Raw genomic sequence first — 25,917 nt, 5'->3', positions numbered from 1 at the left:
CGGTCGCCGTCGCCACCTGTGGGGGGCAGGCTGGGGCGGCGGCCGCGTCACGTCCGGGCGGAGTCGTTCTAGTCTTGCTGCCCGTGACGGGTGAGACGATTGTGGCGCGCGCGGGGGTGGGCGCCGGCGCCTCTCCATGGCGGATCCTCTCCGGCCACCGCGTACGCGTGGGAGCGATCGCGCTCCTCGCCGCGGTGGCCTACGCCGTGCTGGGCCTGGTCAGGCTGGGCACCTTCCGGGCCACCTCCTTCGACCTGGTGATCCTCGACCAGGCCGTGCGCAACTACGCGAGCCTCCGCCCGCCGCACGTCCCCGTGCTGGGCATGTTCCACGGGCGCGGCATGGACTACCTTCAGCTCGCCGACCACTTCTCCCCCGTCTACGCGCTGCTGGCCCCGCTCTACTGGATCCACGACGGGCCCGCCTCGCTGATCGTCGCGCAGGCGGTGTTGTTCGCCGCCGCGATCCCGTTCCTGTGGCGGTTCACCCGGCGCGTGCTGGGGGTCGTGCCCGCCTATCTCGTCTCCGTGGCGTACGCGCTGTCGTGGCCGATCGCGCAGGCGGCCGCGTTCGACGCGCACGAGGTCATGTTCGTCCCCCTGCTCACCGCGATCATGATCGAGCGCTACCACGCGGGCCGCGTCCGGGCGGCGTTCCTCGCGATGCTGGTGCTCCTGCTGGTCAAGGAGGACATGGGGCTGATGGTGATCGGGGCCGGGTTGTGCCTGATCGTCATCGGCGACCGCCTGCGCGGCCTGATCACCGTGACGTTCGGACTCGGCACCGTCCTGCTCGTGCGCGGGCTGCTGGTCTCCGCCTTCGGCGGCGATCCGAAGGACTTCTGGGCCTACGGCCACCTCGGTCCCGACGTGCCGGGGGCGATCCTGGCGATGCTGCGCGACCCGGTCGCCGCCGTGCTGCTGCCGTTCGGCGAGGAGGCCAAGGTCGACACGCTGTTCCTGCTGGTGTGGCCGACGCTGCTGCTGTGCCTGCTCTCGCCGCTGTCGCTGATGGCGCTGCCGCACGTGCTGGAGCGCATGTTGTCCGACCGCGCCCAGTGGTGGCAGTCCGACTTCCAGTACAGCGCCTTCACGGTGATCATCCTCTTCTGCGCGGGCGTGGACGGGCTGGCCCGGCTGCTGCGCCGGATCAGGCGGCCGGACGACGCCTCGCTCAAGCTGGCCTGGTCGGCGGCGGCGCTCGCGATCGCGATCACGCTGATGCCGAGGTTCGCGCTCGACCAGCTCTACCATCCGGCCTTCTACCGGGAGCCCAAGGCCGCCGCCGCGGCCGAGGCGGTCGCGAAGGTGCCCGCCGGGGTGACCGTCGAGGCCGCCAACTCCCTCGGGCCCGCGCTCACCGGCAAGGCCACCGTCCTGCTGTGGACCGGTCAGTCACACGGCTCGCCGTGGGTGGTGGCGGACGTCGCGCGCGTGGAGTTCCCGTTCGGCTCCCCCGCCGATCAGCTCGCCAAGGTGGCGGAGCTGCGGCTGCGGGGATATGTGACGGTGTTCGAGCGCGACGGCTATGTGGTGCTGCGCCGCGGCTGACCCTCGCGGGCCTGCGCGTACGCCCGGTCGAACCCGTCCAGCACCGTGGGCCACGAGCCCGCGCCCGGCGGTGTGCTCCTGTTGTGCGCGGCGATCGACTCGCGCAGCTCCGTCTCCACGCACAACCGCGCCACCGCCCGCGCCAGGTCGCCGAGCGTGCGGCCGAGCAGGCCCTCGGTGCCGTCCTTGACGAAGTCGGCGACCCCGCTCTGCGTCCTGGCCACCACCGGCAGGCCCGCGGCCCGCGCTTCGAGCGCCGCGATGCCGAACGACTCGCGCGGCGCGGGCGCCACGAACACGTCGGCCGACTCCAGCACCTTGGCGATCTGCTCGCGGGTGTAGCGGCCGGGCAGCGAGACCCAGCCGGCCATGCCGTGCCGGGCCAGGAACCGCGCCATCTGCCCCCGAGCCGGCCCGTCGCCGACGATCGTGGCCCGGACGGGGATCTCGGCGGGCACGCGGGCGCGGACCGCCTGGAGCAGCTTCAACAGCCGCAGCGGCTGCTTGCGCGGGGCCAGCCGGCCCACGGCCACGATGTGCACCTCGGCGCGCCGGTCGGGCGTGCCGGGAGGCGGCGCCCAGCCCGACAGGTCGAGGCCGTTGGAGACCACCCGCACCGGGATCTCCGGCCCGGCCACGCGGCGGATCGGCGCCGCGGCGGCGTTGCTGACCGTGGTGCCCACCAGCCGCCAGCGCTGCCAGCCGAACACCAGCCGCAACAGGCGGTAGATCCCGCGCGTCACCGGGTCCCACATGCTGTGCACGGTCACCACGCAGGGCACTCCCGCCCGGAACGCGGCGCGCACGCCCATCCACGCGAACGGCGAGACCGCCCCGGTGTGGACGTGCACCACGTCGGGACGCGCCGAGGTGATCCAGCGCGTGAGATGGCCCACTCCGAACGGGTGCACCGGCAGGTCGAACGGCATCTTCGCGACGATCCTCCGCACCCCGGGCAGCGGCTCCCCCCTGGTCGCGGTGGCCACGGACACCTCGTGTCCGGCCTCCCGCTGCATGCGCACGAGATCGGCCACCTGGACCTCGATCCCTCCGAGTCGAGGCAGGTAACAGTCACTCACGTGAAAGATCCGCACCCCTCCCAGACTAATCTGGGCGTGTGCCTCCACGTACCGCTGTCTTCTTCCACGCCCATCCCGACGACGAGGCCCTGCTGACGGCCGGCACCATGGCGATGCTCGCGGCCGAGGGACACCGCGTGGTGCTCGTGGTGGCCACCGCCGGCGAGCGCGGCCTGGCCGAGATGGAGCCGGGCGAGGCGCTGGGCGAGACCCGGCTCAAGGAGCTGTACGAGTCGGCCGCGCTGCTCGGCTGCGCCCGCGTCGAGTGCCTCGGCTACGGCGACTCGGGGCTGAGCCCCAAGGGCGGGGTCGCGGACGAGCGGCCCGACAACGCCTTCATCGACGCCGACACCGAGGAGGCCGCCAAGGCGCTGGCCGCGATCCTCCAGGAGGAGGAGGCCGAGCTCCTGGCGATCTACGATCCGGCGGGCGGCTACGGGCATCCCGATCACGTGCAGGTGCACCGGGTGGGCAAGCGGGCGGCGAAGATCGCGGGCACGGAGATCGTCCTGGAGGCGACGGTCAACCGCGACCCGCTGGTCAGGCTGCTGAAGCTGGCGGGCCGGTTCTACCGGTTCCCGCCGGAGTTCGACGTACGGACGTTCGAGAGCGCGTACTCGTCGGGTGAGACGATCACCCACCGGGTCAATGTCCGGAAATATACGAAACAGAAGCGGGCCTCGATGGCCGCGCACGCCTCCCAGGCCAGCGGCGGTGACAGCGACCGCACGCTCGCCGTCATGCTGAAGGTCCCCCGCCCCCTCTATCGCTTCGTCTTCGGCACCGAATGGTACGTCCGCCGCGACCTGCCCCCCGGCGCCCGGCTGACTCATCCCTTCGACCGGTGGCCCAAGTAATACTTCAGGACGACGAGGCCGCCCGCCGCAACCCGGCAGACTGGACTCCGATGAAGAACAAGTGGCTCCAGATCGCTCTTTCCGTGCTGTCGCTCGGCCTGGCCGTGCTGCTCGTGATCTACCTCCCGCAGATCGTGCGCTCGCTCACCGGCAAGCAGGTCTCCTGGGCGGGGATCGGCGCCTCGTTCGCCACGCTCGACGCGGGCGAGATCGCGCTGATGGCCGCGGTGTGGCTGCTGAGCCTGCTGGCGTACACGTTCGTGCTCACCAACTCCCTGCCCGGCCTGAACAACCTGCAGGGCCTGACGCTCAACGCGGCGGGCAGCGCGGTGAGCAACCTGCTGCCGTTCGGCGGGGCCGTGGGCGTGGCGCTGTCGTTCGCCATGACCAGGGGCTGGGGCTTCGGCAACCGGGCGATCGTGGTGATGACGCTGGTCAGCGGGATCTGGAACACGTTGTTCAGGTTCGTGCTGCCGGCCGTCGGCATCATCGCGCTGCTGATGGCGGGCCAGGCGCCCAACGCGACCGTGGCCAACGCCGGCTGGACGGGCGCGATCTCCATCCTCCTGCTCTGCGCGATCGTGGCCGCGGCCCTCTACTGGCAGCGCGCCGCCGACGTGCTCGGGCGGGCGCTCGACGGCCTCACCCGGCTGCTGCGGCTGAAGGTGCGGCCTTCCGGGGCGTTCCACCGGCTGCGCGCCGACACCGCGAGCGTCGTCAGGAGCCGGTGGCCCGGGCTGTCGCTCGGCATGGTGTTCTTCCTCGGCTTCCAGTGGGCGATCATGGCCGTGTCCATGCAGGCCACCGGCGCCTGGCCGGGCCTGGCCGAGTCGATCGCCGTCTTCGCCCTCTCCAGGATCCTGACCAGCGCGCTGATCACGCCCAGCGGCGCGGGGATCATGGAGACCGGCGTGGCCGCCTTGCTCATCGCCTTCGGCGTGGCGGAGACTCCGGCGATAGCCACCGCATTGCTTTTCGGCTTCTGGACTTACACTATCGAGATCCCGTTCGGCGGCCTGGCACTGGGCGCATGGGCGCTCCTGCGCAGGCGCAACGGCCGGAACGCCGGCGCGGAGCCCCCGTCCGCGATCTCGAAGGCCACCTAGTGACAATCCCAAACCCATCTCGTGCTAATCAACCACGGGCCTTGTGCGTGATTCGCAGGCCCGCATAGCGTGGCGGCTGACATGGTGGCGTTCCGAGTTCTGGGGCCAGTCGAGGCGTACGAACACGACGACGAACTCGACCTCGGCGGGTTGCGGCAGCGGGCCGTCCTCGCCCGGCTTCTCGTGGCCAGAGGTCAGGTCGTGCCCGTTGACACACTTCTTTACGATCTGTGGGACGACGACGCGGCAAAGGGCGCGCAGTCGGGGCTGCAGGTCTACATCTCGCGCCTGCGCCGGGTGCTGGAGCCCGGCCGCCCGCGTGGCGGCCCCAACCGGCTGCTGGTGACGGTCGCGTCCGGCTACGCCCTGCGCGTGGCCTCCGACCAGGTCGACGCGCTCAGGTTCGAGCAACTCGTCCGCGCGGCCGGCGAGCACCTCGAGGAGGGCGACCCGCAGTCCGCCCGCGGCCGCCTGGAGAAGGCGCTGGGGTTGTGGCGCGGCACGCCCTACTCCGACTTCGCCGACCAGGCGTGGGCCGAGGCCGAGGTCAACCGGCTGACCGAGCTGCGCCTCGTGGCGCGCGAGCGGCACTCCGACACCGGGTTGCGGCTCGGCCTGCACGCCGAGACCGTCCCCGATCTGGAGGCGCTCACCACCGAGCACCCGCTGCGCGAGGAGGGCTGGCGGCTGCTGGCGCTCGGCCTCTACCGCTGCGGCCGCCAGGGCGACGCGCTGGCCGCCCTGCGCCGGGCCAGGAACATCCTGGCCGACGAGCTCGGCATCGACCCGGGGCCCGCCCTGCGCAAGCTGGAGTCCGACATCCTGGCCCAGGCGCCCGAGCTGGAGCTGGCGCCGCCGCCCGCGCGCGCCCCGAGGTCCTCCGCGCCGGTCACCGACACCTGGCCGCCGAGACCGGCCACCCCCGTCGAGCCGCCGCCGCTGGAGCCCGAGCCGTTCGTCGGCCGTGACGCCGAGCTGTCCAGGCTGACCAATGCGGCCTCGCGCACGGGCAGGTTCCAGGTGGCGATCGTGACCGGGGTCGCCGGCGCGGGCAAGACCACGCTGCTGCGCCAGCTGGAGAGCAGGCTCGGCACCGACGGCTGGATCACCGCCTCGGGCGCCTGCCCCGACTCCAGCGCCACCCCGCCCGGCTGGGCCTGGGTGGAGATCCTGCGCACGCTCGTCGGCATGACCGGCGCGGGCGAATACGCCCAGCTCCTGGCGCCGCTGCTGGACGACGCGGCGCCCGATCCCGACGAGGACGAGGTGTCGGGCGGGTTCCGGCTGCACCGCGCGGTCGGCGGCTATCTCGCCGGGGTGGCGCGGCGCTCGCCGGTGCTGCTGACGCTGGAGGACCTGCACTGGGCCGACGACCAGACGCTCGCCCTGCTGCGGGCGCTGCCGAGCCTGCTGGCCACCAGCCGGGTGCTGCTCGTGGTGACGTGCAGGGAGAGCGAGCTCGACGACCGCCAGTCCGACGTGCTGGCCGCCCTGGCCCGGCTGGGGCCGCTGCGGGTGGGCCTGTCGGGGCTGGACCCGAAGGCCGTGGCCGAGCTGGTCAAGGCGACCTGCGTACGCGAGATCGACGAGGACGCGGTCGAGTCGATCGTCGAGCGCACCGGCGGCAACCCGTTCTTCGTCCGCGAGACCGTGCGCCTGCTCGACTCCGAGGGCGCGGCCGACCGGGCCAGCGCGACGGAGGTGCTCTCGCAGGTGCCCTCCGGCGTGCGTGACGTGCTGCGGCGGCGCATCTCGCGGCTGCCCGCCAGGGCGCAGCAGATCCTGCTGCAGGCCGCGGTGATCGGCCGTGACGTCGACCTCGACGTGCTGGTCGCCGTGGCGGTGGACGAGGAGGCGGTGATCGAGGCCGTCGAGGCGGCGCTGCTGGCCGGGCTGGTGACCGAGCCGGGGCCCGGGCTGCTGCGGTTCGACCACGACCTGGTCCGCGACACGATCTACTCCGACGCCTCCAGGCTGCGCCGCACCAGGCTGCACGCGGCCGTGGCGGCGGTCATCGAGCAGCGCACGCCGTCCGACGTGGCGGCGCTGGCCCATCACTACTTCCAGGCCGACGCGTCCGACAAGTCCGTCCACTACGCGGGGCTGGCGGCCGAGCAGGCCGAGCGGCGCTTCGCGCACCGCGAGGCGGCCACGCTGTGGGAGCAGGCCATCGCCGCCTTCGACCGCTCGCGGGGCGAGGAGCCCCGCAAGGACGAGCACAGCGGCGAGCAGCGGCCGGAGCGCGCCAAGGAGCGGCTGCGGCTCCTGCTGCGCCAGATCAGCGCGCTGGCGCTGTGCGGCGACATGCACGCCGCCCGGCTGCTGCGGCGCCAGGCCATGGACGCCGCGCTGCCGCTGGGCGACCTGGAGATCACCGCGAAGGTGGCGGCGTCGCTGGCCGTGCCGCACAAGGGCATGGCGCGCGACTTCACCCGCACCGCGTGGGAGATCGTCGACGTCACCGAGCGGGCGCTCATAGAGCTGCCGGCGGGCGAGCAGCGGCTGCGGGCCAGCCTGCTGACCACGCTGGCCCTGGAGCTGGAGGGCTCCTCCTCGCCCGAGCGGGGGCGGCAGGCGTCGCTGGAGGCGCTGGAGCTGGCCCGGCAGAGCGGCGATCCGGCGCTGATCGCGGCGGCGCTGAGCGGGCGGCTGCGGCAGTCCTACGACATCCCCGCCGTGGACACGCGCGAGAGCATCGGCAGGGAGCTGCTGGAGGTGGCCCAGCGCTCGGGGCAGATGGCCACGCAGGCGCTGGCCCACCTGGTGCTGCTGGAGTGCGCGGCGGCCAGGGGCGAGTTCGCGGTGGCCGACGAGCACGCGGCGGCGGCCGACCAGCTGGCCAAGCAGTACGACCTGTCGGCGCCCGCCGCGGTCGTCGTCTGGTACGCCGGCCAGCGGCTCATGATCGCCGGCGACTACGAGGGCGCCGAGCGGGCCTACGGCGAGGCGGCCAGGATGACCGCGCGGGTGGGCATGCTGGAGGGCCGCCAGGACCTGCCGCTGATCACGACGTTCTGCCTGCACCTGGTGGCGGGCCGGGCGGCCGAGACGGTGGACCTGCTGGCCGATGCCCACATGCGCGGCGCCAAGTGGACGCTCGACGCCTACGCGCTGGCCCTGGCCTCGGCCGGGCACCTCAACGACGCCAAGGCCGTGGCCGCCACCCGCCCGCCGGTGCGCCCCGACTTCCTGTACGAGCTGGCGATGACCTGGCGCGCGCTGGCCGGCATGCTGCTCGACGACCGGGAGCGGATGGTCGACTGCTACGACAAGCTCAAGCCGTTCGCCGACCGGGTGGCGGGCGCGGGCACCGGCGTGGTGGCGCTGTGGCCGGTGGCGCTGACGCTCGGCGACCTGGCCATCCGTCTGGGGCAGCCCGACGCGGCGCGCGAGCACTACAAGAAGGCTCTGGAGGTGGCCGAGCGGGTGGGCGTGCCGCGCTGGGTGGAGGCGGCGCGGCAGTCGGTCAGCAGCTCACTTGGAAACGGTCGCTCTTGACGGTCTTGGCGCCTTCGGCCGACAGCTCGATCCGGTACCAACCGGGGTTGCCGGAGATCTGGGGGCGCCACTCGACGGCGCGCTGGGCGCCGGCGAAGCCGTCGTAGTCGACGACATAGGTGCGCCAGGTCTTGCCGGCGGAGCTCCAGCGGGCGAGCCGCCAGTGGTAGAGCACGGTCGCGTCGGGGTCGGGGCTGATGAGCAGGCTGCGGGCGACGTACGACCTGGCGCAACCGGCGGCGCCGTCGACCAGCGCGTTCACGGTGACCTTGCCTGCCTGGGCGGCGGTGGTGACCTCCTCGGCCGGGGCGGCGATGGGCACCTCGCGGGCCGACAGGGTGATCGGGGTGGGACCGGGCGCGGAGCTGGCGTTACTGTAGGCGGAGAAGCCGACGTACGCGCTGGTGAAAGCAAGGGCCGCCACGAACAGCTTGGCGGCGTTCGCGGTCCCGCTGGCGAGGACGGCTGCGCTTCTGGTCGGCATCTTCAACACCCCTTTTGGCTCACTCATAGAGTGGAGCCGGGTGGTTGAGTGCGGGTTGTCGGCTGGTTGCACCTTTTACGAGGGGGCTTGCAAGCCGGTGTGGCACGAACTTGCACCTTGAACTAAGGTAAGGCTGACCTAAGGTTTGTGGAGGGGTGGTGGGCCTGCATATGTGGCATGCGACGATCGCCGTCCCCGCTCCCACGGAGCCGTTCTTCCTCGGCATGCCGTACTGGCTGGTGGGGGCAATCCTGATCCTGGCCCTTTTCGGGGCCTTCCAGGTGTACTACTGGGTCGGGCGCAAGCTGGGCGAGAAGCTCTACGAATCACGCATCGGCGTCAAGCTGGGCCGCAAGCGGATCGCCAAGATCGAGCACGTCGTCGAGCGGTGGGGCGCGCTGGCCGTCTACGGGTGCTTCTGGGTGCCCATGCTGCGCCACACGCTGCCCTGGGTCGCGGGGGCGCTGCGGGTGTCCTACCCCTGGTACGTGGTCGCCAGCGCGCTGGGCTGCCTGACCTGGGCGCCGATGTGGTGGTTCGGCCTCACGGCGCTCGTGTGGGGCTGGCTGGAGCTGGCGGCGCGCTCGCCCGCCACGGCGGCGGTCGCGGCGGTGCTGGCCGTCGGGCTCGTGGGCTGGCTCACGGTCCGGCGCAGGCGCAGGCGGCGCGCCACCGAGGACGAGGCGCTGGTCTCCTAGGCGCCGTGCCCGCTCTGGTCGTCGATGGTGGCCTCCGGAGCGTTCCTGCGTACGGTCTCGATGCCGTTCACGCAGGCCACCTTGCTCGGGAAGCCCTCCCCGACCGCGAGCGTCTGCCCGTTGTTCGCGACGAGCGCGAACCGGTATCCGCCCCGCTCGTCCTCGCTGATCACGAACCGTCCCGCCGCCGTCACCGTGCTTGTCACTACGTTGGTCACTACGCTGTCACCCGCCCCGCCATGTCCGATCTATGAATGATTTACCCCCATCTGATGATGCTGTATGGCGCGGTTAGGCAAACGAACCCTTGATCTCCTGCCAACATGATTGGCATGCGTATTGGGCGTTTGATGAGCTCTGCCGTAGTCGCCTTGGTTGTGGGGTTCTCATCCCCTGCCCAGGCCGCCGCGGACGCTCCGGCCGTGGGGGCCAAGGAGGCGTACGTCGTCGACTCGGGCGGAACGGTCCACTTCGGCAAGCGGGAGACCAGGCGGGTGCCGGTGGCCAGCCTGGTCAAGATCATGACTGCGTACGTCGTGCTCCGGGAGGCCCGGCTGAGCGACACGATCACGATCACCGCGACGGACGTCAAGTACGCCGCCCGCGGCGGCGCCGCCACGGCCGGGTTGCGGAAGGGCGAGCGGTTCACGGTCAGGGACCTGCTGTACGCCCTCATGCTCCCCTCGGGCGCCGACGCCGCCAACGCGCTGGCCCGGCACTACGGCCCCGGCAAGACGGCCTTCATCGCCAAGATGAACCGCACCGCCCGCTCCCTCGGCCTCACCGACACCCGTTACACCAACGCGGACGGCATGCCCACGCCGGGCAACGGCGGCTACTCCACGGCCGTCGACCAGGCCAAGCTGGCGCTGCTGGCGCTGCAGAACAGCACGTTCACCACCGTGGTCGGGAGCGAGGTGCACAAGGTGGGCAAGACGGCCGTGCACCGGTCGCACACCTGGCGCAACACGAACAAGCTGCTCACGCGGGCCGACGAGGTGCTGGGCGTGAAGACCGGCTACACGAACGCGGCCGGGTACTGCCTGCTGTTCGCGGGCGAGCGGAACGGCCTGCGGGTCGTGGGCGTGCTGCTGGGCGACCAGAACGAGCGCCGTTTCTCCACGGCCGAGCGGCTGCTCGACTACGCGGGCGAGCAGATCGCCCTGGGCTGATCAGCGGCCCGAGCTCAGGAGAAGGTGATGCGGCCGCTGCCCGGCAGGGCTCCCATGCCCCGGGTGGCGCAGCCGAGGATGGCGGTGGCCGGGGTGATGCCGCCGCGGACGCGCTCGCCGGGGAGCAGGCCCGCGGTGACGGTGCCGTTCAGCAGCGTGTCGGCCGGATGCTGGGCCACGAGACGGTCCGCCCTGATCCGCACCCTGGAGGTGCCGACGGGGCGGCCGGCCAGGCCGAACCAGGTGATGACGGCGCTGCCCCGGACCCGGCGGGCACTGGCACAGGAGGCCTGCGCGGTGGCCCGCACGCTGACCCAGCCCGAGCTCAGGAACGTGGCCGAGCCGTCGGGCGAGGTGCACCCGGTGAGCTCCAGGTTGCCGCGCGCCGCCACGTGCCGCGGCGTCAGCCCGACCCCGGGCGTGAAGGTCAGCGGCCGGCTGGAGGGGGTGGAGACGGCGCAGGTCAGCGCGGCGGTCCGGGCCGGAGCCGGGCCCAGGGGCCCCAGGGGCCCCGCCACGGCGGCGGCTGCGACGATCCAGGCCAGGTTCATGGTGCCCCCTCCAGCCTTGCGCTGGTCACCTCGGTAATCGGTCGGTCACATTCTGCATCATCAGACGGGCCGGCAGGCCGGATCCAGCCGGTCGGCCGTCCACCTGAGCGAGTGCGCCAGCCGCACCCGCACCCTGGCCGCCGGCCGGTGCGCGCGCCGCGGCGCACCCGGCAGGGCCTCTTCCAGGGACTCGCGGTATCCCATCGCCGTCTGGTGGGCGAGGACTTGCAGGGCGTCCATGACTCCTCCTTAATCAATTAAGAACTTAATTGATTAAGAACATCGGGTCAAGGCGTTCGATACGGTTGGACGATGGCCAAGGTCACGCTCCAGACGATCGCCGACCGCCTCGGCGTGTCCCGGGCCACCGTGTCCTACGCCTTCTCCCGCCCCGACCAGCTCAGCGACGGGCTGCGGCGGCGGATCCTGGAGGTGGCCGACGAGCTCGGCTACGCGGGGCCCAACCCGACCGCGCGCTCGCTGCGGCTCGGCCGGGCGGGGGCGCTCGGGCTGCTGTTCAGCGAGACGCTGGCCTACGCGTTCGCCGACCCGTACGCGATCGGGTTCTTCCAGGGGCTGGCCACCGCGGCCGAGGACGCCGGCGTGGGGCTGCTGATCCTGCCGCTGCCGCACGGCGACCGGCGCAGCGACACCGTCAGGGACGCCGTGGTCGACGCGTTCTGCGTGATGTCGCTGCCGGACGGGCATCCGGCCCTGGCGGAGGTGCTCGGCAGGAAGCTGCCGGTCGTGGTGGTGGACGAGCCGTACGTGCCGGGGCACCCGTTCCTCGGGATCGACGAGCCGGCGGCCGCGGCCACGGCGGCGCGGCACGTGCTGGAGCTGGGGCACCGGCGGATCGGCGTGGCCATGGTCGGGCTGCACGACGACGGCCACACCGGCTGGGCCGACCCGGCGCGGCAGGAGGGCGCGGTGTTCGAGGCCATGCGGCGGCGGCGCGGCGGCTACCAGCTGGCCTGCGAGGAGGCCGGCATCGACTGGGCCGGGGTGCCGTTCTACGAGGTGGCGCGCAACTCGCGCGAGGCCGGGCGGCGGGCCGGGCACGCGCTGCTGGGCCGGCAGCCGCGGCCGACCGCGATCCTGACCAACACCGACGTGCTGGCGCTCGGCGTCCTCGACGCCGCCGCCGACCTGGGGCTGGCGGTGCCCGGGGAGCTGTCGGTGATGGGCTTCTCCGACAGCGCGGCCGAGGAGGCGGGGCTCACCACGATCCGGCAGGCCAAGCAGGAGATGGGAGCGGCGGCGGGTCGGCTGCTCCTGTCGGGGGGCGCGGCCGGGCCCGAGCGGCTGCTCTTCCCGTACGAGCTGGTCGTTCGCGCCTCCACTGCCGCACCGCCGCTACGGCCTGACCGCCCCTGACGCGGGCTGCGCCGCGAGCGCTCGGTGAAATCCCGGCGAATTCCGGCCCCTCCTTCGTTTCCGCAGGTAGGGTGAGGCCGAAACCCCTCCACTAAGGACAACGTCATGGCGGAATTCTTCGAGGTCCGCACGACGATCGAGAGCCGTGAGAGGGCGGCCGGGCTCGCGCACGGCATCCTCCTCGCGGGTCTCGCCACGTCGATCGACATCGCCGAAGTCCCCCACCCGGCGCCCCACCGCGACGACACCGCCTGGCAGCTCACGCTCATCACGACGGAGCGGCAGGTGTGCACCCTGGAGCGGCACATCAGGGAGACCGGCGAGGAGACGCCCATCGACAGCGAGCCTGTCACGCACGACATCGACCGCTATCCCGACTGGCTCACCGACGACCGGCCCTGACCCCTACTCCCACCCCCAGCGGGGCACCTCCCGCAGGGGGTGGAGCTGGTCGTCGGTCTCGGCGTGGGAGTTCTGCATCGCCACTTGCGTGCCGAACTCCACGTGCGAGCGCAGGGCCGCCCGGAACGGCTCGTCGCCGGGCAGCCCCGCCAGGTCGGCGGCCGCCATGTACAGCTCGACGAACCGCAGGCGCTGCTCCTCGTTGATCTTCAAGCCCCGGTGGGCGTCGATGAGCAGCGGGAACCCGCCCATCTCCGTGGAGAAGGTGTCGGGACCGCCGAACGTCTCCGCCGTGAAGGCGGCCAGGTTGCCGACGTGGGACGGTTTGCCCGCACCGAAGAGCGGCCCCACAGGCGTACCAGGCCTATCTTCGGCCCCTGCGCTGGAAGGTCTGGGCGCCCGTGCGGTGCACGGCGGCCTTGACCAGGCCGAAGACCGCGCCCTGCACGGCTGCGGCGACGAGGACCTCGGTCCAGCCCCGCTCCAGGTCGTCGGCGTCGGGGGCGTCGTCCTGGCCGGAGGCCAGCTTCCACACCCGCTTGAAGAGCGCTGCCGCCAATGCGCCGCTCAGCAGGCTCATCCCCAGCGATGCGGCTTTCTCTACGGGCTGCATCCCATCTCCTTACGATGACGTGGTGTCTGCCCGTTGCCCCGTGGCACGCTCTTAAACTCCCACGGCGCCCTTCCCGGCCCGGCCGGCTACGAGGCCGCCTCCCGCATCAGGCCATGGCAGGCGATCGCCGCGGCCGCCACCACGTTCAGGGAGTCGACCCCGGCCGTCATCGCCTTGGCGCTCATCGGGATGCACACCGTCAGATCGGCCTCCTCCAGCCAGCGGGACGACAGCCCGTCCCCCTCGGCGCCGAGCAGCAACGCCACCCGCTCCGCGAACTCGACCTCGTCCATGGGGGTGGCCGCCTGGTCGGGGGTCAGGGCCAGCGTCTGGAAGCCCGCCGACCGCAGCTGCGACAGCCCCTCGAACCAGTCGTCCATGCGCGCGTACGGGATCGAGAACACCGCCCCCATCGAGACCTTCACCGCCCTGCGGTAGAGCGGGTCGGCGCAGCGGGGCGACAGGACGACGCCGTCCACCCCGAGCGCGGCGGCCGACCTGAAGATCGCCCCGACGTTGGAGTGGTCGACGAGATCCTCCAGGACCAGGAGGCGCCGGGCGCCGCCCTTCAGCAGGGTCTCCACGGCGGGCAGCGGCAGGCGTTCCATCGAGGCCAGCGCCCCGCGATGCACCTGGAAGCCCGCGATGCCGGTCATGACCTCGTCGCTGACCACGTAGACCGTCGCGCCGCCGAGGACGTCCTCCAGGGAGGCCAGCCAGCGCGGGGTGGTCAGGACCGAGCGGATCGGGTAGCCGACGCCGACGGCCCGCCTGATCACCTTCTCCCCCTCCGCCAGGAACAGGCCGCGCTCGGCCTCGAGGCTCTTGCGCAGCTCCACGTCCCTGAGCCGGGTGTAGTCGGAAAGGCGCGGGTCGTCGGGACCGGTTACGTACTCAAGCACGTTCCGATACTGCCATGCGCCGCCTGACCTGCCAGACCACCGAGTAGCAGGCCAGGACCAGGCACAGGCCGATCACCGTGCCCGCGCCCGTCTTGGTGATCACGCTGGCGATGCCGAACTTCGGGTTCGGCTCGTCCACGAGGGGCCACAGGAGGGCGCCGGCCAGGATGCCGGCGGCAGCAACCGCGATGACGGCCAGGCGGGCGCGGGGCGAGGTGCGCAACCGCTCCGGTACGGGCGCCGCCGCCATCCTGGACAGCCCACGCCACCCCCACCACACGACCACGGCCAGCCCGATCGCGGACGAGGTGTACTGCAGCAGGCGGAAGAGACGGATCACCCCGAAGACGGAGACGGACAACCAGGGACCCCATTCCGCGGGTCCCGTGGAGTGGGTGAAGGAGTCCCACGTCACGTGGGTGGCGGCGCCGATCACGGCTCCGGCGGCCATGGGCAGGAATCGCAGCCGGTCGGGGACGAGGCGGGCGGCGCGGCCCGCCAGCGGGGGCGGGAGCAGCGCGATCAGCGGGTCGCGCAGGACGGCGTGGAAGAGGGGCAGCAGGATCAGGACCGCGAGCGGGTCGATCGTCACGACGCCCAGCCAGGAGTGCCAGTTGGTGTAGTCGGGCAGGAACGGCAGGAAGATCGGCAGGTCCGGCACCATGGCGCCCAGCGCCAGCGCCCATGGGTCGACGAAGCGTCGTACCCGCTGCGACGAGACGAGCGGCAGCACGGCGGCGATATGGCTGGGCGTGAACGGCACGACGACTCCCCCTGGTCGATCAAGGATCATTATGCGGCCGAAGCTTGACACTCCTTTGCCGTCGCCATTCGCGGTCACGATCCGTAGTGGGTACGGTACGTATCGCTGTCGACGGCCGGATAGCCGGGGGTTCGGGGGTTCATGGTGCCTGATCAGCGGATTCAGGAGCATCCGGCCGCGTCAGCCGAATGGCTGCGTGCCGCGCGCGCCGCTCGTTCGCTCTCCGTGGCCACGCTGGTCTGGCTGGGCGTGGAAAGCACGCTCGGCCTGGCCGCGGGCCTGGCCGCGCATTCGGTCGCGCTCATCGGATGGGGCCTGTCCGCGATCGTGGAGGCGGCGGCCAGCCTGATCGTGGTGTGGCGGTTCACCGGCGCCCGCACGTTGTCCGCCAGCGCCGAGAGCACCGCGCGGCGGGCGGTGGCGGTGAGCTTCTGGCTGCTGGCCCCCTATCTCGTCATCCACGTGGCACACGACCTGGACGCGGGGCATCGGGCGGAGCCCAGCGTGCTGGGGATCGTGGTGACGGCGTTCAGCCTGGTCAGCATGCCGATTCTGGGCGCGGCCAAGCGCCGGCTGGGGGCGCGGCTGGCGTCGGCGGCGACCTCCGGCGAGGGCACGCAGAACCTGCTCTGCGGGGCCATGGCGGCCGGTGTGCTGGCCGGTTTGTGGCTCAACACCATGGGATGGTGGTGGGTGGATCCGGCGGTGGCGGTGGCACTCGCTATGGTGGCTGTACGCGAGGGAAAGCGCGCCTGGCACGGTCACGCATGTTGCCATTGACCGCCACAGTGGGTAATCGCCGCATCAAAAGGGCTGTTTTGCCACACTGACCGCACCGAGTATCGTTCCCGGAGTATTGCGGAGCATCTCCCGCTAGGGTCTCCGGAAGGTCTCAAGCACACCTAAGAGGACATCGTGGGGCGACACCGCACAGACGAGCTCGACGGCGGATACAGAGCGAACGAACCCCCACCGCGCAGGCGGTCCAGGGGCGGTCGCGGCAGAGTGCTCGTACCGCTGGCCGGGGCCGTTGCCCTGGCCGTGCTCCTCGGTGTGGCCGCGTTCGTCATCTTCAACCGCGACCACGACTGCTCGGGCGGCAAGCTGCCGCTGCGCGTGGTCGCCACCCCCGACATCCAGCCCGCGCTCAACAAGATCGCCGGTAATTACAACAAGGCCATGCACTCGATCGACAGCAAGTGCGTCGAGGTGACGGTGGCCAAGGAGGCGGCGGCCAGGACCGCGAACGCGCTGGCGGCGGGCAAGGTGAGCGCCGACTTCTGGGTGGCCGACTCCAGCCTGCTCATGGAGAGCATGCGCCAGACCCCGGCGGGCGAAGCGCTCCCGCAGGTGGAGGGCTCGATCGCGAACTCCCCCGTGGTGCTGGCGGCGGCCAAGTCGGCCGCGTCGAAGCTGTCCGGGACGCTGCAGCCGAGCTGGGCCGCCATGATCGCCGCGGCGAACGTGGCCAACGTGGACGGCCCCGGCCGGAAGGTCCGCGTGCTCGCCCTCGACCCGCAGAAGAACTCGGCCGGCCTGGCGGCGCTGCTGGCCGCGGCCGGCACGGCCAAGGAGGCGGGCCAGGACAAGGCGCTCGTGGGCGCGCTGAAGGAACTGTCGGGCCAGCTCGCGTCCGACTCGACGGCGCTGCTGGCCAGCCTCACCGTCAAGTCCGGCAGCAAGGTGCCGGTCGGCGTCACCTCCGAGCAGGCCATCTACGCGCACAACACGAAGAAGCCGGAGTCCCCGATCGTCGCCCTCTATCCCAAGGAGGGCACGCTCAGCCTGGACTACCCCGTCACGATCCTGGCCAAGGACCCCCAGGTGCTGAAGGCGGCGGCGGACTTCAAGCAGGACCTCGCCACCGAGTCGGCCAAGAAGACCCTGCGGGACGCCGGCTTCCGCAGCACGGACGGCAAGGCCGGTGACGCCCTCTCGGAGGCCAAGGGCTTCACCCCCGAGACCCCGGCGGCGCTGGACCCGCCGGACGGCGCGACCGTGACGCGGATGGTGCAGACCTGGACCCGGCTGAACCTCGGCACCCGCCTGCTCACCCTGCTCGACGTCTCGGGGACGATGGCGCTGCCCGTGCCCGGCACGAACATGACCCGCATGCAGGCCATCAACAAGATCGCCACCGAGGGCCTCGGGCTCTTCCCCGCCGGGTCCGAGATGGGCCTGTGGTCGTTCTCCACGCATCTGGACGGCCAGGGCAAGGACTGGAAGGAGCTCGTCTCCGTCGGGCCGCTCGCCGAGTCGCTCGACGGCGCGCTGCGCAAGGAGGTGCTGGTCAGGACGTTCGCCCAGCTCCGGGCCAGGTCCACCGGCGACACCGGGCTGAACGACACGATCAAGGCGGCGTACGGGCAGCTCACCAAGACCTACCAGCAGGACAAGGTCAACACGCTGCTGATCCTCACCGACGGCGCGGGCAACGACGATCCGGACGGCGGCGTCGGCAACGCCGAGATCGTCCAGTACCTCAAGAAGACCTACAACCCGAAGCGGCCCATCAGCATCCTGCTCATCGCCTTCGGCCCGGACGCCAAGAAGGGCAAGCAGCAGATGGAGACGCTGGCCAAGGCCACGGGCGGCGAGGCGTACATCGCCGAGAACGTCCTGCAGGTCCGCGACTTCTTCCTGCAGGGCATGGAACGCCGCCTCTGCACACCCAACTGCGACGGGTGATCCCGCGCTCCCCATGCCTGTTGGGCATGGGGGGCGAACCTGGCCGATCGAGGCCGCGTCCTCTCCGCGTGGGGCTTGAGTGCCCGTCCAACCTGCGGGAGGGAATCCGTGCCTGGATGGCCGACCATCGATCGCGCCGGGGATCAGGAGCTGGTTGAGGCTCTGCTGCGCGCGGACACCGATGCTCCCGCCAAGCTCTACGACTCCTACGCCGAGCGGCTGTACGACTACGCGGTCTCCCTGGCCGAGGAGGGAGACCTGGCCGCGGACGCCGTGCACGACGCGCTGGTCACCGCGCAGGGGTGCGTCGAGCGGCTCAGGGAGCCGGCCAGGCTGCGGGCCTGGCTGTACGCGCTGACCCGGTTCCAGGTACGCGCCCGGCTGGCGCGCCGCCCCGGCACCCCCGCCGGGGGCCTGCCGCTGCCCGAGGTCGACGGACACGACGACCCCGAACTGGCCGACCTGGTGCACGAGACGCTGGGCGAGCTGAGCAGGGGCGAGCGCGAGGTGCTGGAGCTGTCGCTGCGCCACGGCCTGACCCCGTCGGAGGTCGGGGCGGTGCTCGGGCTGACCTCCCGGCAGTCGGCGGCCCGGCTCGGCCGTGCCCGTGACCAGCTGGAGAACGCCGCCGCGGCCGTGGTGCTGGCCAGGACCGGCCGGGCGCACTGCCCGGACCTGTCGGCGATGGTGGACTCCTGGGAGGGGCCGCTCACCCCGCTGCTGCGGCGGCGGCTGTCCGGGCACATCAGCGGGTGCGAGGTGTGCACCGAGGGGCGGCACCGGCAGGTCTCGGCGGGGCGGCTGCTCGACATGGTGCCGGTGGCGTACCCGGCGATCTCGCTGCGCCGCCGGGTGATCGACACCTGCGTCAACCCCGAGCTGGACCAGACCCGCGTGCTGATCACCGATCGCGGGGACAGCTTCGACCGGACGGGGTTCCCCGTGGCCGTCGAGCACGGCCGCTCGCGCCGGCGCCGGCCGCGCCGGCTGGCGCCGCTCATGCTGGCGGGCGTGTGCCTGCTGGCCGCGACGGGCGCCATGGTGGTGATCAACGGCCAGGGCGCCTCCGACACCACCACGCTGCGGCCGGCCCCCTCCCCCACGCTCCCGGTGGAGGAGGACCCCACCCCGGAGCCGGTGATCGAGGAGGACGAGCTCACCCCCTCCCCGGCGCCGACGCCGAGCCGCACGCCCTCGGCCAGGACCACGCCGAGCCAGCCGCCGACCGCCTCGCGGCCGAGCACCCGGCCCGCCACCCGTGCTGCCACCCGCCCGACGCCGGGGCGCAGGCCCGCCCCCGGTGCCCGGCTCGGCGCCTCGTGCCCGCAGTCGATCAGCGGCGTGGCGAAGATCGGGCTCAGCGCCCGCAACGCCGCGGTCTCCTGGGTGGCGACGGCCTCGCAGGGGCTGGACGTGTTCCCGGCGAGCGGGTCGGTCAAGGCCGGCGGCTCCGTGTCGATCTGGGTGACGGTCGTCGAGCCGAACGACTCCGGCAGCGGCCGCGTCTCCTTCACCTCGAACGGCGGCACCGCGACCTGCTCGCTGTCCTGGCAGGGTGACGGCCCCCGGATCCCCGATTCGCCGACCGACGAACCGCCGGCCACCGAGGAGCCGACCCAGACGCCGAGCTCCGGGGTCGCGACCTCGTCCGAGGAAGAGCCCGCGGCCGAGTGAAGTGGCCAAGATCACGTCAACTCGCAATAGATCCACAGAATTAGACGACAAACAGGGATAAATCGGACCCTGACTCGTAGATCCCCGGCTACATAGGGCATTCTGGTGTGCTTGGGGACCGTTCGGGGTTGGCGTTTACTTGACCGTGTGTTGAAAGTCACACGAGAAAACTCCGCCTGCCGGTAAACCGGAGCGCGTCGCCAAGCGTCGGCATTGACGTGTCCAGGCACGGATTGGTCCCATGAACTGGATCAACCGTGCTTTAACCAGGAAGAGCAGGAGAGAAGAAGGAGATGCTGAAGCAGCACCGCAGAGCGCTGGCCTGGCTGGTCGCGCTCGCCTGCATCGCAGGGGCGGTCGTCGCGCTGTTCGATATCGAGACACCGCTGCGCCCGTTCTTGATCTCCTTGTTCCTTCTCGTCGTTCCAGGGGCGGCGGTGGTGGGACTGTTGCGTGATCGTGACCCCCTGGCCGCCCTATCCGTAGGAGCTGCGGCAAGTCTCGTGCTCAACGTGCTCCTCGCCGAGGCCATGTTGCTCTTCAACGCGTGGTCGCCACGAGCCGGTGTCGCGACTGTCGCCGTGCTCGGCGGGTTCATGTACGTGCTTCGGGTCTTGTACCGGGGGAAGAGCATGCAGACCGAACAGGGGGCCAGGGCAAGGTGAACATCCAGGTAGTTCGGCCACGAGAGCTCGGGGACTCCGAGCGGGCACGATGGCGGGAGCTGCAGAAGGCTGACCGCAGTCTGGACAACCCGTTCCTGTCGGTCGAGTTCGCGGTGGCGATGGACCGCTTGCGTGACTACGTGAGGGTGGCGGTCATCTCCGACGGGGGCGGCATCGCGGGATTCTTCCCGTACGAGCGGCACAGCTTCGGCATCGGCAAACCGCTCGGCGGCTTCCTCACTACGTGTCACGGTTTGATCTCAGTTCCGGACCTGAAGCTCGACGCCAAGGCCCTGCTGCGCGCGTGCAAGCTCAGCGTGTTCGACTTCGATCACCTGGTCGCGGGGCAGCCGACGTTCGCCCCGTACGAGGCCGACGTCCGGCCCGCGCCGGTCATGGACTTCACCGCCGGCTTCGAGGCGTGGATCGAGCAGGTCAAGGCCAACTCGCCGAAGAACCTCAAGACCGTCCGCTACAAGGAGCGCAAGCTCGGCCGCGAGCACGGCGAGCTGCGCCTCGAGTGGTCCTCGCCCGACCCCGAGGTCCTGCGCACCCTGCTGGCCTGGAAGTCGGACCAGTACCGCAGGACCGGCCGGGTGGACAGGTTCGCGCAGCCGTGGATCGTCGAACTGACGGACATGATGCATGCCGAGAACTCATCGGACTTCGCGGGTGTCCTGACCATGCTTTATGCCGGGGACGTACCGGTCGCTGGGCATTTCGGCCTCCGTACGGCGACCACGCTTGTAGGGTGGTTCCCCGCCTACGACACCGAGTTCGGCCGCTACTCGCCGGGCATCGTCCACCACCTCCAGATGGCCGAGGCCGCCGCGAACGCGGGCCTGCACATGGTGGACATGGGCAAGGGCGGCAAGGAGTACAAGGACTGGCTCAAGAGCGGGGTCCTGTACGTCGCCGAAGGCCGTATCTCGCGACCGTCCCCCACGGCGGCGGTTCACTGGATGGGCCGAACTCCTTTCAACAAAGCCCGAACAATTGTCATGGATCGGCCGTCTCTTTATAGAGCGGCCGACCGTGTCCTGAAGGGCTTCGGTCGGGTGCGCACCTCGATGCAACAGCAGGAGTCACCCAACGCAGTAACCCAGGAACCGACGGGAGCGCGCTGAGCGCCCCCGAATACCCCCCGGCAGCAGCACCAACCCTCACTCTCCAAGGACCCTTCGATGCACCGTTCGCCGGTTTCGCCATTCCCGCAGCACCCGGGGGTGGTCCCGTCCGGTTCGCAGCGCGGGGTCCCGGAAGGATTTTCCTCGCCATGAGTCCCGAGATAACCAAGCACAACGGCAAGGTCCACTCCTCGCCTCTCCGCTCGATGCCGCCGCCCTCGAGCTTCACCCCGGTGACCCCGCACCTGGCCATCTCACCGACGGTCAGCGTGGTCGTGCCGGCGATGAACGAGGCGGAGAACCTGCCGCACGTCTTCGCCACCATCCCGCAGTGGGTCGATGAGATCGTGCTCGTGGACGGCAACTCCGTCGACGACACGGTCGCCGTGGCCAAGCGGCTGCGGCCGAACGTGAAAGTGGTGATGCAGACCGGCAAGGGCAAGGGTGACGCCCTTGCCGCCGGCTTCGCCGCGTGCACCAGTGACATCATCGTGATGATCGACGCCGACGGGTCGACCGACGGCCGCGAGATCATCAACTTCGTGGGCGCGCTGGTGACCGGCGCCGACTTCGTCAAGGGCTCGCGCTACGCCGCCGGCGGCGGCAGTGACGACCTGACGATCAACCGGCGTCTTGGCAACAAGGTCCTGACCGGCATCGTCAACGTGATGTACCGCACCCAGTACACCGACCTGTGCTACGGCTACAACGCCTTCTGGGCGCGCCACCTGGACGTGCTCGACCTCGACTGCGACGGCTTCGAGGTGGAGACGCTGATGAACGTGCGCGCCGCCAAGGCCGGGTTGAAGGTGCACGAGGTGCCGAGCCACGAGCGCAACCGCATCCACGGCGAGAGCAATCTTCACGTCGTACGAGATGGCTTCCGCGTGCTCAAGACCATCCTGAAGGAGTGGCGTCGCCAGCCCACTCAGCCTCAGCCTGAGCCCGCTGCCACTCCTGCCGCTGACCGAGGCGTCGCTTAAGAAGGAACGTTGTGAACACGTCTGTTGTCATCTGCGTCTACACCGAGGAACGGTGGGAGGACATCAGGCAGGCTGTCGAGTCGGTCGAGAACCAGACGCGCCCGGCACACGAGCTGATCCTGGTGGTCGACCACAACCCCGACCTGCATCTCAAGCTCAAGCACGAGTACCCGCAGGCCATCGTGGTGGAGAACACGCACGAGCAAGGGTTGTCCGGCGGCAAGAACACCGGTGTGGCCACGGCCAACGGTGAGATCGTCGCGTTCCTCGACGACGACGCGGTCGCCGACGCGGGGTGGCTGGAGGCTTTGGAGGAGGGCTTCCAGGAACCCGGCGTGGTGGGCGTGGGCGGCCGTACCGACCCCCTGTGGGCGTCGGCGAAGCGGCCGCGGTGGTTCCCGTACGAGTTCGACTGGACGGTCGGCTGCACCTACCGCGGCATGCCCGCGGTCAGGGCGCCGATCCGCAACGTGATGGGCGGCAACGCCGCCTTCCTGCGGGACGCCGTGTCCGAGGTGGGCGGCTTCCACAGCGGCATCGGGCGCAGTGTCCAGGGGCGCAAGTCGCGCCCGCTCGGGTGCGAGGAGACCGAGTTCTGCATCAGGCTGAGCCAGCGCAGGCCGGGCTCGGTCATGCTGTTCGAGCCGCGCGCGGTGATCGGGCACAAGGTGTCCAGGCAGCGCGAGCGGTTCGCCTACTTCAGGTCCAGGTGCTACGCCGAGGGCCTGTCGAAGGCCCTGGTGACGCGCGAGGTCGGCACGCAGGACGGGCTGTCCAGCGAGCGGGCGCACGCGATGAAGACGCTGCCGCTCGGCGCGCTGCGCGGCGTCGGGGAGGCCCTGAGGGGTGACGTGGGCGGGCTCGGCAGGGCGGCCGCGATCGTGATCGGGCTGGCCTGGACGACCTGGGGTTACGTCGTCGGTTCCGTACGGCTGAAGGTGGCACGATCATGATTCGCGTACCGATCCTGATGTACCACTCGGTCACCGACAACCCCAACGACGAGACGCGCCCGCACGCGGTGCGGCCCTCCGACCTGGCCGAGCAGCTCGCGTACCTGTCGGAGAGCGGCTTCACCCCGCTCACGCTCGGCGACCTGGTGGCCTCGCTCAACAAGAACAACGGGCGCTCGGTGCCGGCCAAGCCGATCGTGGTGACGTTCGACGACGGCTACGCCGACTTCCACAGCCACGCGCTGCCCCTGCTCGAGCGCTACAACTTCCCGGCCACGGTCTTCCTGACCAGCGGCTGGGTCTCCGACGCCGGCAAGGACGCCGCGGGCCGGCCGCTGGACGGCATGCTGTCCTGGGGCCAGGCCCGCGAGGCCGCCCAGACCGGCATCGAGATCGGCGGCCACAGCCACAGCCACCCCCAGCTCGACCAGCTCCGCACCGAGGAGCTGCGGCAGGAGCTGCGCAGGAACAAGGGCCTGCTGGAGGAGAAGATCGGCGCGCCGGTCGCCACCATGGCCTACCCCTACGGTTACTCCAGCGCCCGCGTACGCCACGAAGTACGCAAGGCCGGATATTTCGCGGCTTGTGCCGTCAGCAACACGATCGCCGCGGACCGGCACGACATGCTCGCCATCCCCCGGTTGACGGTCGGCAAGGGCACGACCATCAACATGTTCAAGCGCGCCGTCGAAGGCAACGCCGTACCTCTCATCTACCTGCGCGAGCGCATCCTCACCAAGGGGTACGCGGTCGTGCGCAGGACGAGGTACGGGCTGCAGCGGGTGCGCGGAAATGTCTAGCGTCTGGGGGAAAGTCCTACGCGACCTGCGTAACCCGCTGTTCCGCCAGGGCTACGCGCTCATGTCGAACACCGTGATCACCGGTGTGCTCGGCATGGGCTACTGGTTGCTGGCCGCCCACTACTACTCGCCCGAGGAGTTCGGCCGGGGGCAGGCGGTCATCACGGCGATGCGGCTGTTCGCGTCGCTGACGGCGCTGGGGTTCGTGGGCGCGCTGGCCCGGTTCCTGCCGGTGGCCGGCCGCCGCACGCCTGAGCTCATCCTGCGCGGGTACGGCCTGGCCGCCGCCACGGGCGGGGTCGCGGCGCTCGGCTTCCTGCTGACGCTGCCCATGTGGGGGAAGACGTACTCGGTGCTGGCCGGGTTCGGGCCCGGGCTGTTCTTCCTGGCGTCCGTGGTGGTGTGGGCCGTGTTCACGCTGCAGGACGTGGTGCTGACCGGGCTGCGGCGGGCCACGTTCGTGCCGCTGAACAACCTGATCTTCGGCCTGGTCAAGATGGGCCTGCTGGTCGCCCTGGCGGGCGCGCTGCCCACGGGCGGTGTCTTCGTCTCGTGGGTGATCCCGACCGCGCTCGCGCTGATCCCGGTCAACTGGCTGATCTTCGGCGTCGTCGTGCCCCGGCACCTCAAGCACGCCGCCCCGGTGCAGGAGCCGCCCCGGCTGCGCGAGATCGGCCGCTTCCTGGCCGGCGACTTCCCGGGCACGCTGTCGATCCTGGCGATCGTCTACCTGGTGCCCGTGGTGATCGCCACGCAGGTGGGCGAGGCCACGTTCGGGCGCTTCTCGATGGCCCACACGCTGGCCAGCATGATCGAGCTGCTGGCGATGAACATGGCGGTGTCGCTGACCGTCGAGGGCTCCTTCGACCGGGGCAGCCTGGCCCACAACTGCCGGCGGGCGCTGCGGCGGGCGTTCATGATCGTCACTCCGATCATCGTGGTGGTCTTCCTCGGGGCGCCGCTGATCCTGCGCATCTTCGGGTCCGAGTTCGCCGAGGAGGGCACGATGCTGCTGCGGCTGATGTCGCTGGCGGTGCTGCCCCGGGTGCTGATCGAGGTCTATCTGAGCGCGCTGCGGGCGCAGAGCCAGGCGCGGCTGCTGGCGATCGTGCAGATCGGCCTGGCGGTGCTGGTGCTGGTGTCCACGGTGGCACTGTTCCCTCGCTTCGGGGTGAACGCCGTCGGGTACGGGCTGCTGCTCAGCGAGGTGCTCGTCGCAATTTTGATCTTTGGAAATCTACGTAAAATTCTCAGAACCGGCGAAACTGGTAGGTCGGCTGTCACCCAGGGGTCGTCCGGGGCCGCATGATGGTCAACGTGAGGCAACGGGACGGCGATGGCATGACAACGGGGATCACCGGCTCCTCGGACGTGCGTGGGGACAAGGAGGAGTCAGACGTGCCCTTCGATCCGGAAGCTACGGGAGTCATCCCGAAGCTGACGTTCGAGACCCCGCCCTCGGGCGAGGGTTCCGGCTCGGCTGAGGACTCCGCGAAGAGCGCCGCCGAGGAGGGTGCCCCCGACGAGGGTGCTGAGCCGAACGCGGACACGACCACCGCGTTCCGGCTCCCCGTACACATCGGGCACCCGCCCACGGTGGAGGAGGCGGACGCCGCGTCCGCCGGGACGGTGTCCACCCCCGTCCAGCGGGACGAGGAAGCCTCGGCCGCCCCGGAGACGGCTCCCACCAACCCCGGCCTGCGCTCCCAGCCCGCCAGTGGCCCCCAGCCTGCCAGTGGCCCCCAGCCGGGCCCGGGCCCCCGCCCTCAGCCCGCCGGGGGCCCCCAGCCGAGCGATGGCCCGCGCTCTCAGCCCGCCGTCGGCCCTCAGCCCGCCGGTGAGGCGCGGCCCGCCGGTGAGGCGCGGCCGGGGGCGGCGGCCGGTGCGAAGCCGGGTGCCACCGGTGCGAAGCCGGATGCGAGGTCTGGTGCGACGTCCGGGCCGGCTGCCGGGACGTCCGGCACGGGCACGTCTG

At 71.1% G+C, this 25,917-nt stretch carries 26 protein-coding genes; 17 read left to right on the top strand and 9 right to left on the bottom strand.

Annotated features, from left to right (window positions below; genetic code table 11):
* Positions 1 to 83: 83 nt before the first annotated feature.
* Complete coding sequence (locus tag ACTWPW_RS04115) at positions 84 to 1,550, top strand: DUF2079 domain-containing protein (RefSeq protein WP_443167983.1); 1,467 nt, start codon at positions 84 to 86, stop codon at positions 1,548 to 1,550.
* Here the strand turns inward: ACTWPW_RS04115 and ACTWPW_RS04110 are convergent.
* A complete protein-coding gene (locus ACTWPW_RS04110; RefSeq protein WP_443167982.1) occupies positions 1,526 to 2,629 on the bottom strand; it encodes a glycosyltransferase in 1,104 nt (367 codons plus the stop codon). The two genes, ACTWPW_RS04115 and ACTWPW_RS04110, sit on opposite strands and share 25 nt — an antisense overlap.
* 38 nt (positions 2,630 to 2,667) lie before the next feature.
* On the opposite strand from ACTWPW_RS04110, the gene ACTWPW_RS04105 reads away from it, so the two are divergent.
* The 3 genes from ACTWPW_RS04105 (at position 2,668) to ACTWPW_RS04095 (ending at position 8,090) form a co-directional block, all read left to right on the top strand.
* Positions 2,668 to 3,486, top strand: coding sequence for a PIG-L deacetylase family protein (locus tag ACTWPW_RS04105; RefSeq protein WP_375111165.1), 819 nt, complete (start codon positions 2,668 to 2,670; stop codon positions 3,484 to 3,486).
* A gap of 50 nt (positions 3,487 to 3,536) precedes the next feature.
* Positions 3,537 to 4,592, top strand: a complete 1,056-nt coding sequence (locus tag ACTWPW_RS04100; protein WP_443167981.1) for a lysylphosphatidylglycerol synthase domain-containing protein — start codon at positions 3,537 to 3,539, stop codon at positions 4,590 to 4,592.
* 81 nt (positions 4,593 to 4,673) lie between these two features.
* Positions 4,674 to 8,090 (top strand): BTAD domain-containing putative transcriptional regulator, encoded by a 3,417-nt coding sequence (locus tag ACTWPW_RS04095; protein WP_443167980.1) that lies wholly within the window; start codon positions 4,674 to 4,676, stop codon positions 8,088 to 8,090.
* On the opposite strand, the gene ACTWPW_RS04090 is transcribed toward ACTWPW_RS04095, so the two are convergent.
* Entirely contained in the window at positions 8,059 to 8,574 is a 516-nt protein-coding gene (locus tag ACTWPW_RS04090; RefSeq protein ID WP_375111168.1) for a hypothetical protein, read from the bottom strand. The genes ACTWPW_RS04095 and ACTWPW_RS04090 overlap by 32 nt on opposite strands.
* 158 nt (positions 8,575 to 8,732) lie before the next feature.
* Here ACTWPW_RS04090 and ACTWPW_RS04085 point away from each other — a divergent pair, with 158 nt between their 5' ends.
* Positions 8,733 to 9,272, top strand: a complete 540-nt coding sequence (locus ACTWPW_RS04085; protein ID WP_443167979.1) for a DedA family protein — start codon at positions 8,733 to 8,735, stop codon at positions 9,270 to 9,272.
* On the opposite strand, the gene ACTWPW_RS04080 is transcribed toward ACTWPW_RS04085, so the two are convergent.
* Positions 9,269 to 9,490, bottom strand: a complete 222-nt coding sequence (locus ACTWPW_RS04080) for a YegP family protein (protein ID WP_375111170.1) — start codon at positions 9,488 to 9,490, stop codon at positions 9,269 to 9,271. The genes ACTWPW_RS04085 and ACTWPW_RS04080 overlap by 4 nt on opposite strands.
* 105 nt (positions 9,491 to 9,595) lie before the next feature.
* Between ACTWPW_RS04080 and ACTWPW_RS04075 the strand changes: the two genes are divergently transcribed.
* A complete protein-coding gene (locus tag ACTWPW_RS04075) occupies positions 9,596 to 10,444 on the top strand; it encodes a D-alanyl-D-alanine carboxypeptidase family protein (RefSeq protein WP_443167978.1) in 849 nt (282 codons plus the stop codon).
* 14 nt (positions 10,445 to 10,458) lie between these two features.
* Here the strand turns inward: ACTWPW_RS04075 and ACTWPW_RS04070 are convergent, their stop codons facing one another.
* Positions 10,459 to 10,995: a hypothetical protein gene (locus tag ACTWPW_RS04070; RefSeq protein WP_375111171.1), complete on the bottom strand. Its 537-nt coding sequence runs from the start codon at positions 10,993 to 10,995 to the stop codon at positions 10,459 to 10,461.
* Between the two features lie 60 nt (positions 10,996 to 11,055).
* Entirely contained in the window at positions 11,056 to 11,235 is a 180-nt protein-coding gene (locus tag ACTWPW_RS04065) for a hypothetical protein (protein WP_364115608.1), read from the bottom strand.
* A 72-nt stretch (positions 11,236 to 11,307) separates the two neighbouring features.
* Here ACTWPW_RS04065 and ACTWPW_RS04060 point away from each other — a divergent pair, with 72 nt between their 5' ends.
* Together ACTWPW_RS04060 and ACTWPW_RS04055 are read left to right on the top strand one after the other, a co-directional pair.
* Positions 11,308 to 12,372: a LacI family DNA-binding transcriptional regulator gene (locus tag ACTWPW_RS04060; RefSeq protein WP_375111172.1), complete on the top strand. Its 1,065-nt coding sequence runs from the start codon at positions 11,308 to 11,310 to the stop codon at positions 12,370 to 12,372.
* 105 nt (positions 12,373 to 12,477) lie between these two features.
* Positions 12,478 to 12,774, top strand: a complete 297-nt coding sequence (locus tag ACTWPW_RS04055; protein ID WP_375111173.1) for a hypothetical protein — start codon at positions 12,478 to 12,480, stop codon at positions 12,772 to 12,774.
* Positions 12,775 to 12,777: 3 nt separating this feature from the next.
* On the opposite strand, the gene ACTWPW_RS04050 is transcribed toward ACTWPW_RS04055, so the two are convergent.
* The 4 genes from ACTWPW_RS04050 to ACTWPW_RS04035 all read right to left on the bottom strand — a co-directional run bounded on the left by ACTWPW_RS04050 (position 12,778) and on the right by ACTWPW_RS04035 (position 15,052).
* Complete coding sequence (locus tag ACTWPW_RS04050) at positions 12,778 to 13,125, bottom strand: globin domain-containing protein (protein WP_375111174.1); 348 nt, start codon at positions 13,123 to 13,125, stop codon at positions 12,778 to 12,780.
* Between the two features lie 13 nt (positions 13,126 to 13,138).
* Entirely contained in the window at positions 13,139 to 13,387 is a 249-nt protein-coding gene (locus tag ACTWPW_RS04045) for a DUF4235 domain-containing protein (protein WP_364115600.1), read from the bottom strand.
* A gap of 86 nt (positions 13,388 to 13,473) precedes the next feature.
* The gene (locus ACTWPW_RS04040) at positions 13,474 to 14,289 is read right to left on the bottom strand and encodes a TrmH family RNA methyltransferase (protein WP_375111175.1); all 816 of its coding nucleotides are present in this window, start codon (positions 14,287 to 14,289) and stop codon (positions 13,474 to 13,476) included.
* A complete protein-coding gene (locus ACTWPW_RS04035) occupies positions 14,282 to 15,052 on the bottom strand; it encodes a DUF4184 family protein (protein ID WP_443167977.1) in 771 nt (256 codons plus the stop codon). The genes ACTWPW_RS04040 and ACTWPW_RS04035 overlap by 8 nt, the downstream gene beginning before the upstream one ends.
* 141 nt (positions 15,053 to 15,193) lie before the next feature.
* On the opposite strand from ACTWPW_RS04035, the gene ACTWPW_RS04030 reads away from it, so the two are divergent.
* The 9 genes from ACTWPW_RS04030 to ACTWPW_RS03990 all read left to right on the top strand — a co-directional run bounded on the left by ACTWPW_RS04030 (position 15,194) and on the right by ACTWPW_RS03990 (position 25,251).
* Complete coding sequence (locus tag ACTWPW_RS04030) at positions 15,194 to 15,832, top strand: hypothetical protein (protein WP_375111177.1); 639 nt, start codon at positions 15,194 to 15,196, stop codon at positions 15,830 to 15,832.
* 225 nt (positions 15,833 to 16,057) lie between these two features.
* Complete coding sequence (locus ACTWPW_RS04025) at positions 16,058 to 17,740, top strand: substrate-binding domain-containing protein (RefSeq protein WP_443167976.1); 1,683 nt, start codon at positions 16,058 to 16,060, stop codon at positions 17,738 to 17,740.
* A gap of 108 nt (positions 17,741 to 17,848) precedes the next feature.
* A complete protein-coding gene (locus tag ACTWPW_RS04020) occupies positions 17,849 to 19,414 on the top strand; it encodes a sigma-70 family RNA polymerase sigma factor (RefSeq protein ID WP_443167975.1) in 1,566 nt (521 codons plus the stop codon).
* Positions 19,415 to 19,707: 293 nt separating this feature from the next.
* Positions 19,708 to 20,079 (top strand): hypothetical protein, encoded by a 372-nt coding sequence (locus tag ACTWPW_RS04015; protein WP_364115582.1) that lies wholly within the window; start codon positions 19,708 to 19,710, stop codon positions 20,077 to 20,079.
* Complete coding sequence (locus ACTWPW_RS04010; protein ID WP_443167974.1) at positions 20,076 to 21,206, top strand: GNAT family N-acetyltransferase; 1,131 nt, start codon at positions 20,076 to 20,078, stop codon at positions 21,204 to 21,206. Before ACTWPW_RS04015 ends, ACTWPW_RS04010 begins: the two co-directional genes overlap by 4 nt.
* A gap of 149 nt (positions 21,207 to 21,355) precedes the next feature.
* The gene (locus ACTWPW_RS04005) at positions 21,356 to 22,189 is read left to right on the top strand and encodes a glycosyltransferase family 2 protein (RefSeq protein ID WP_375111181.1); all 834 of its coding nucleotides are present in this window, start codon (positions 21,356 to 21,358) and stop codon (positions 22,187 to 22,189) included.
* A gap of 11 nt (positions 22,190 to 22,200) precedes the next feature.
* Entirely contained in the window at positions 22,201 to 23,142 is a 942-nt protein-coding gene (locus ACTWPW_RS04000; protein ID WP_364115573.1) for a glycosyltransferase family 2 protein, read from the top strand.
* The gene (locus ACTWPW_RS03995) at positions 23,139 to 23,942 is read left to right on the top strand and encodes a polysaccharide deacetylase family protein (RefSeq protein ID WP_375111183.1); all 804 of its coding nucleotides are present in this window, start codon (positions 23,139 to 23,141) and stop codon (positions 23,940 to 23,942) included. The genes ACTWPW_RS04000 and ACTWPW_RS03995 overlap by 4 nt, the downstream gene beginning before the upstream one ends.
* On the top strand, positions 23,935 to 25,251 hold the full coding sequence (locus ACTWPW_RS03990) for a lipopolysaccharide biosynthesis protein (RefSeq protein WP_375111184.1): 1,317 nt from the start codon (positions 23,935 to 23,937) through the stop codon (positions 25,249 to 25,251). Before ACTWPW_RS03995 ends, ACTWPW_RS03990 begins: the two co-directional genes overlap by 8 nt.
* Positions 25,252 to 25,917: the final 666 nt, after the last annotated feature.

Origin of the sequence: Nonomuraea sp. KM90 (assembly GCF_052246675.1) — a bacterium.
In the GTDB taxonomy this organism is placed as follows: Bacteria; Actinomycetota; Actinomycetes; order Streptosporangiales; family Streptosporangiaceae; genus Nonomuraea.
This window is presented reverse-complemented; position numbering and strand designations above follow the sequence as displayed.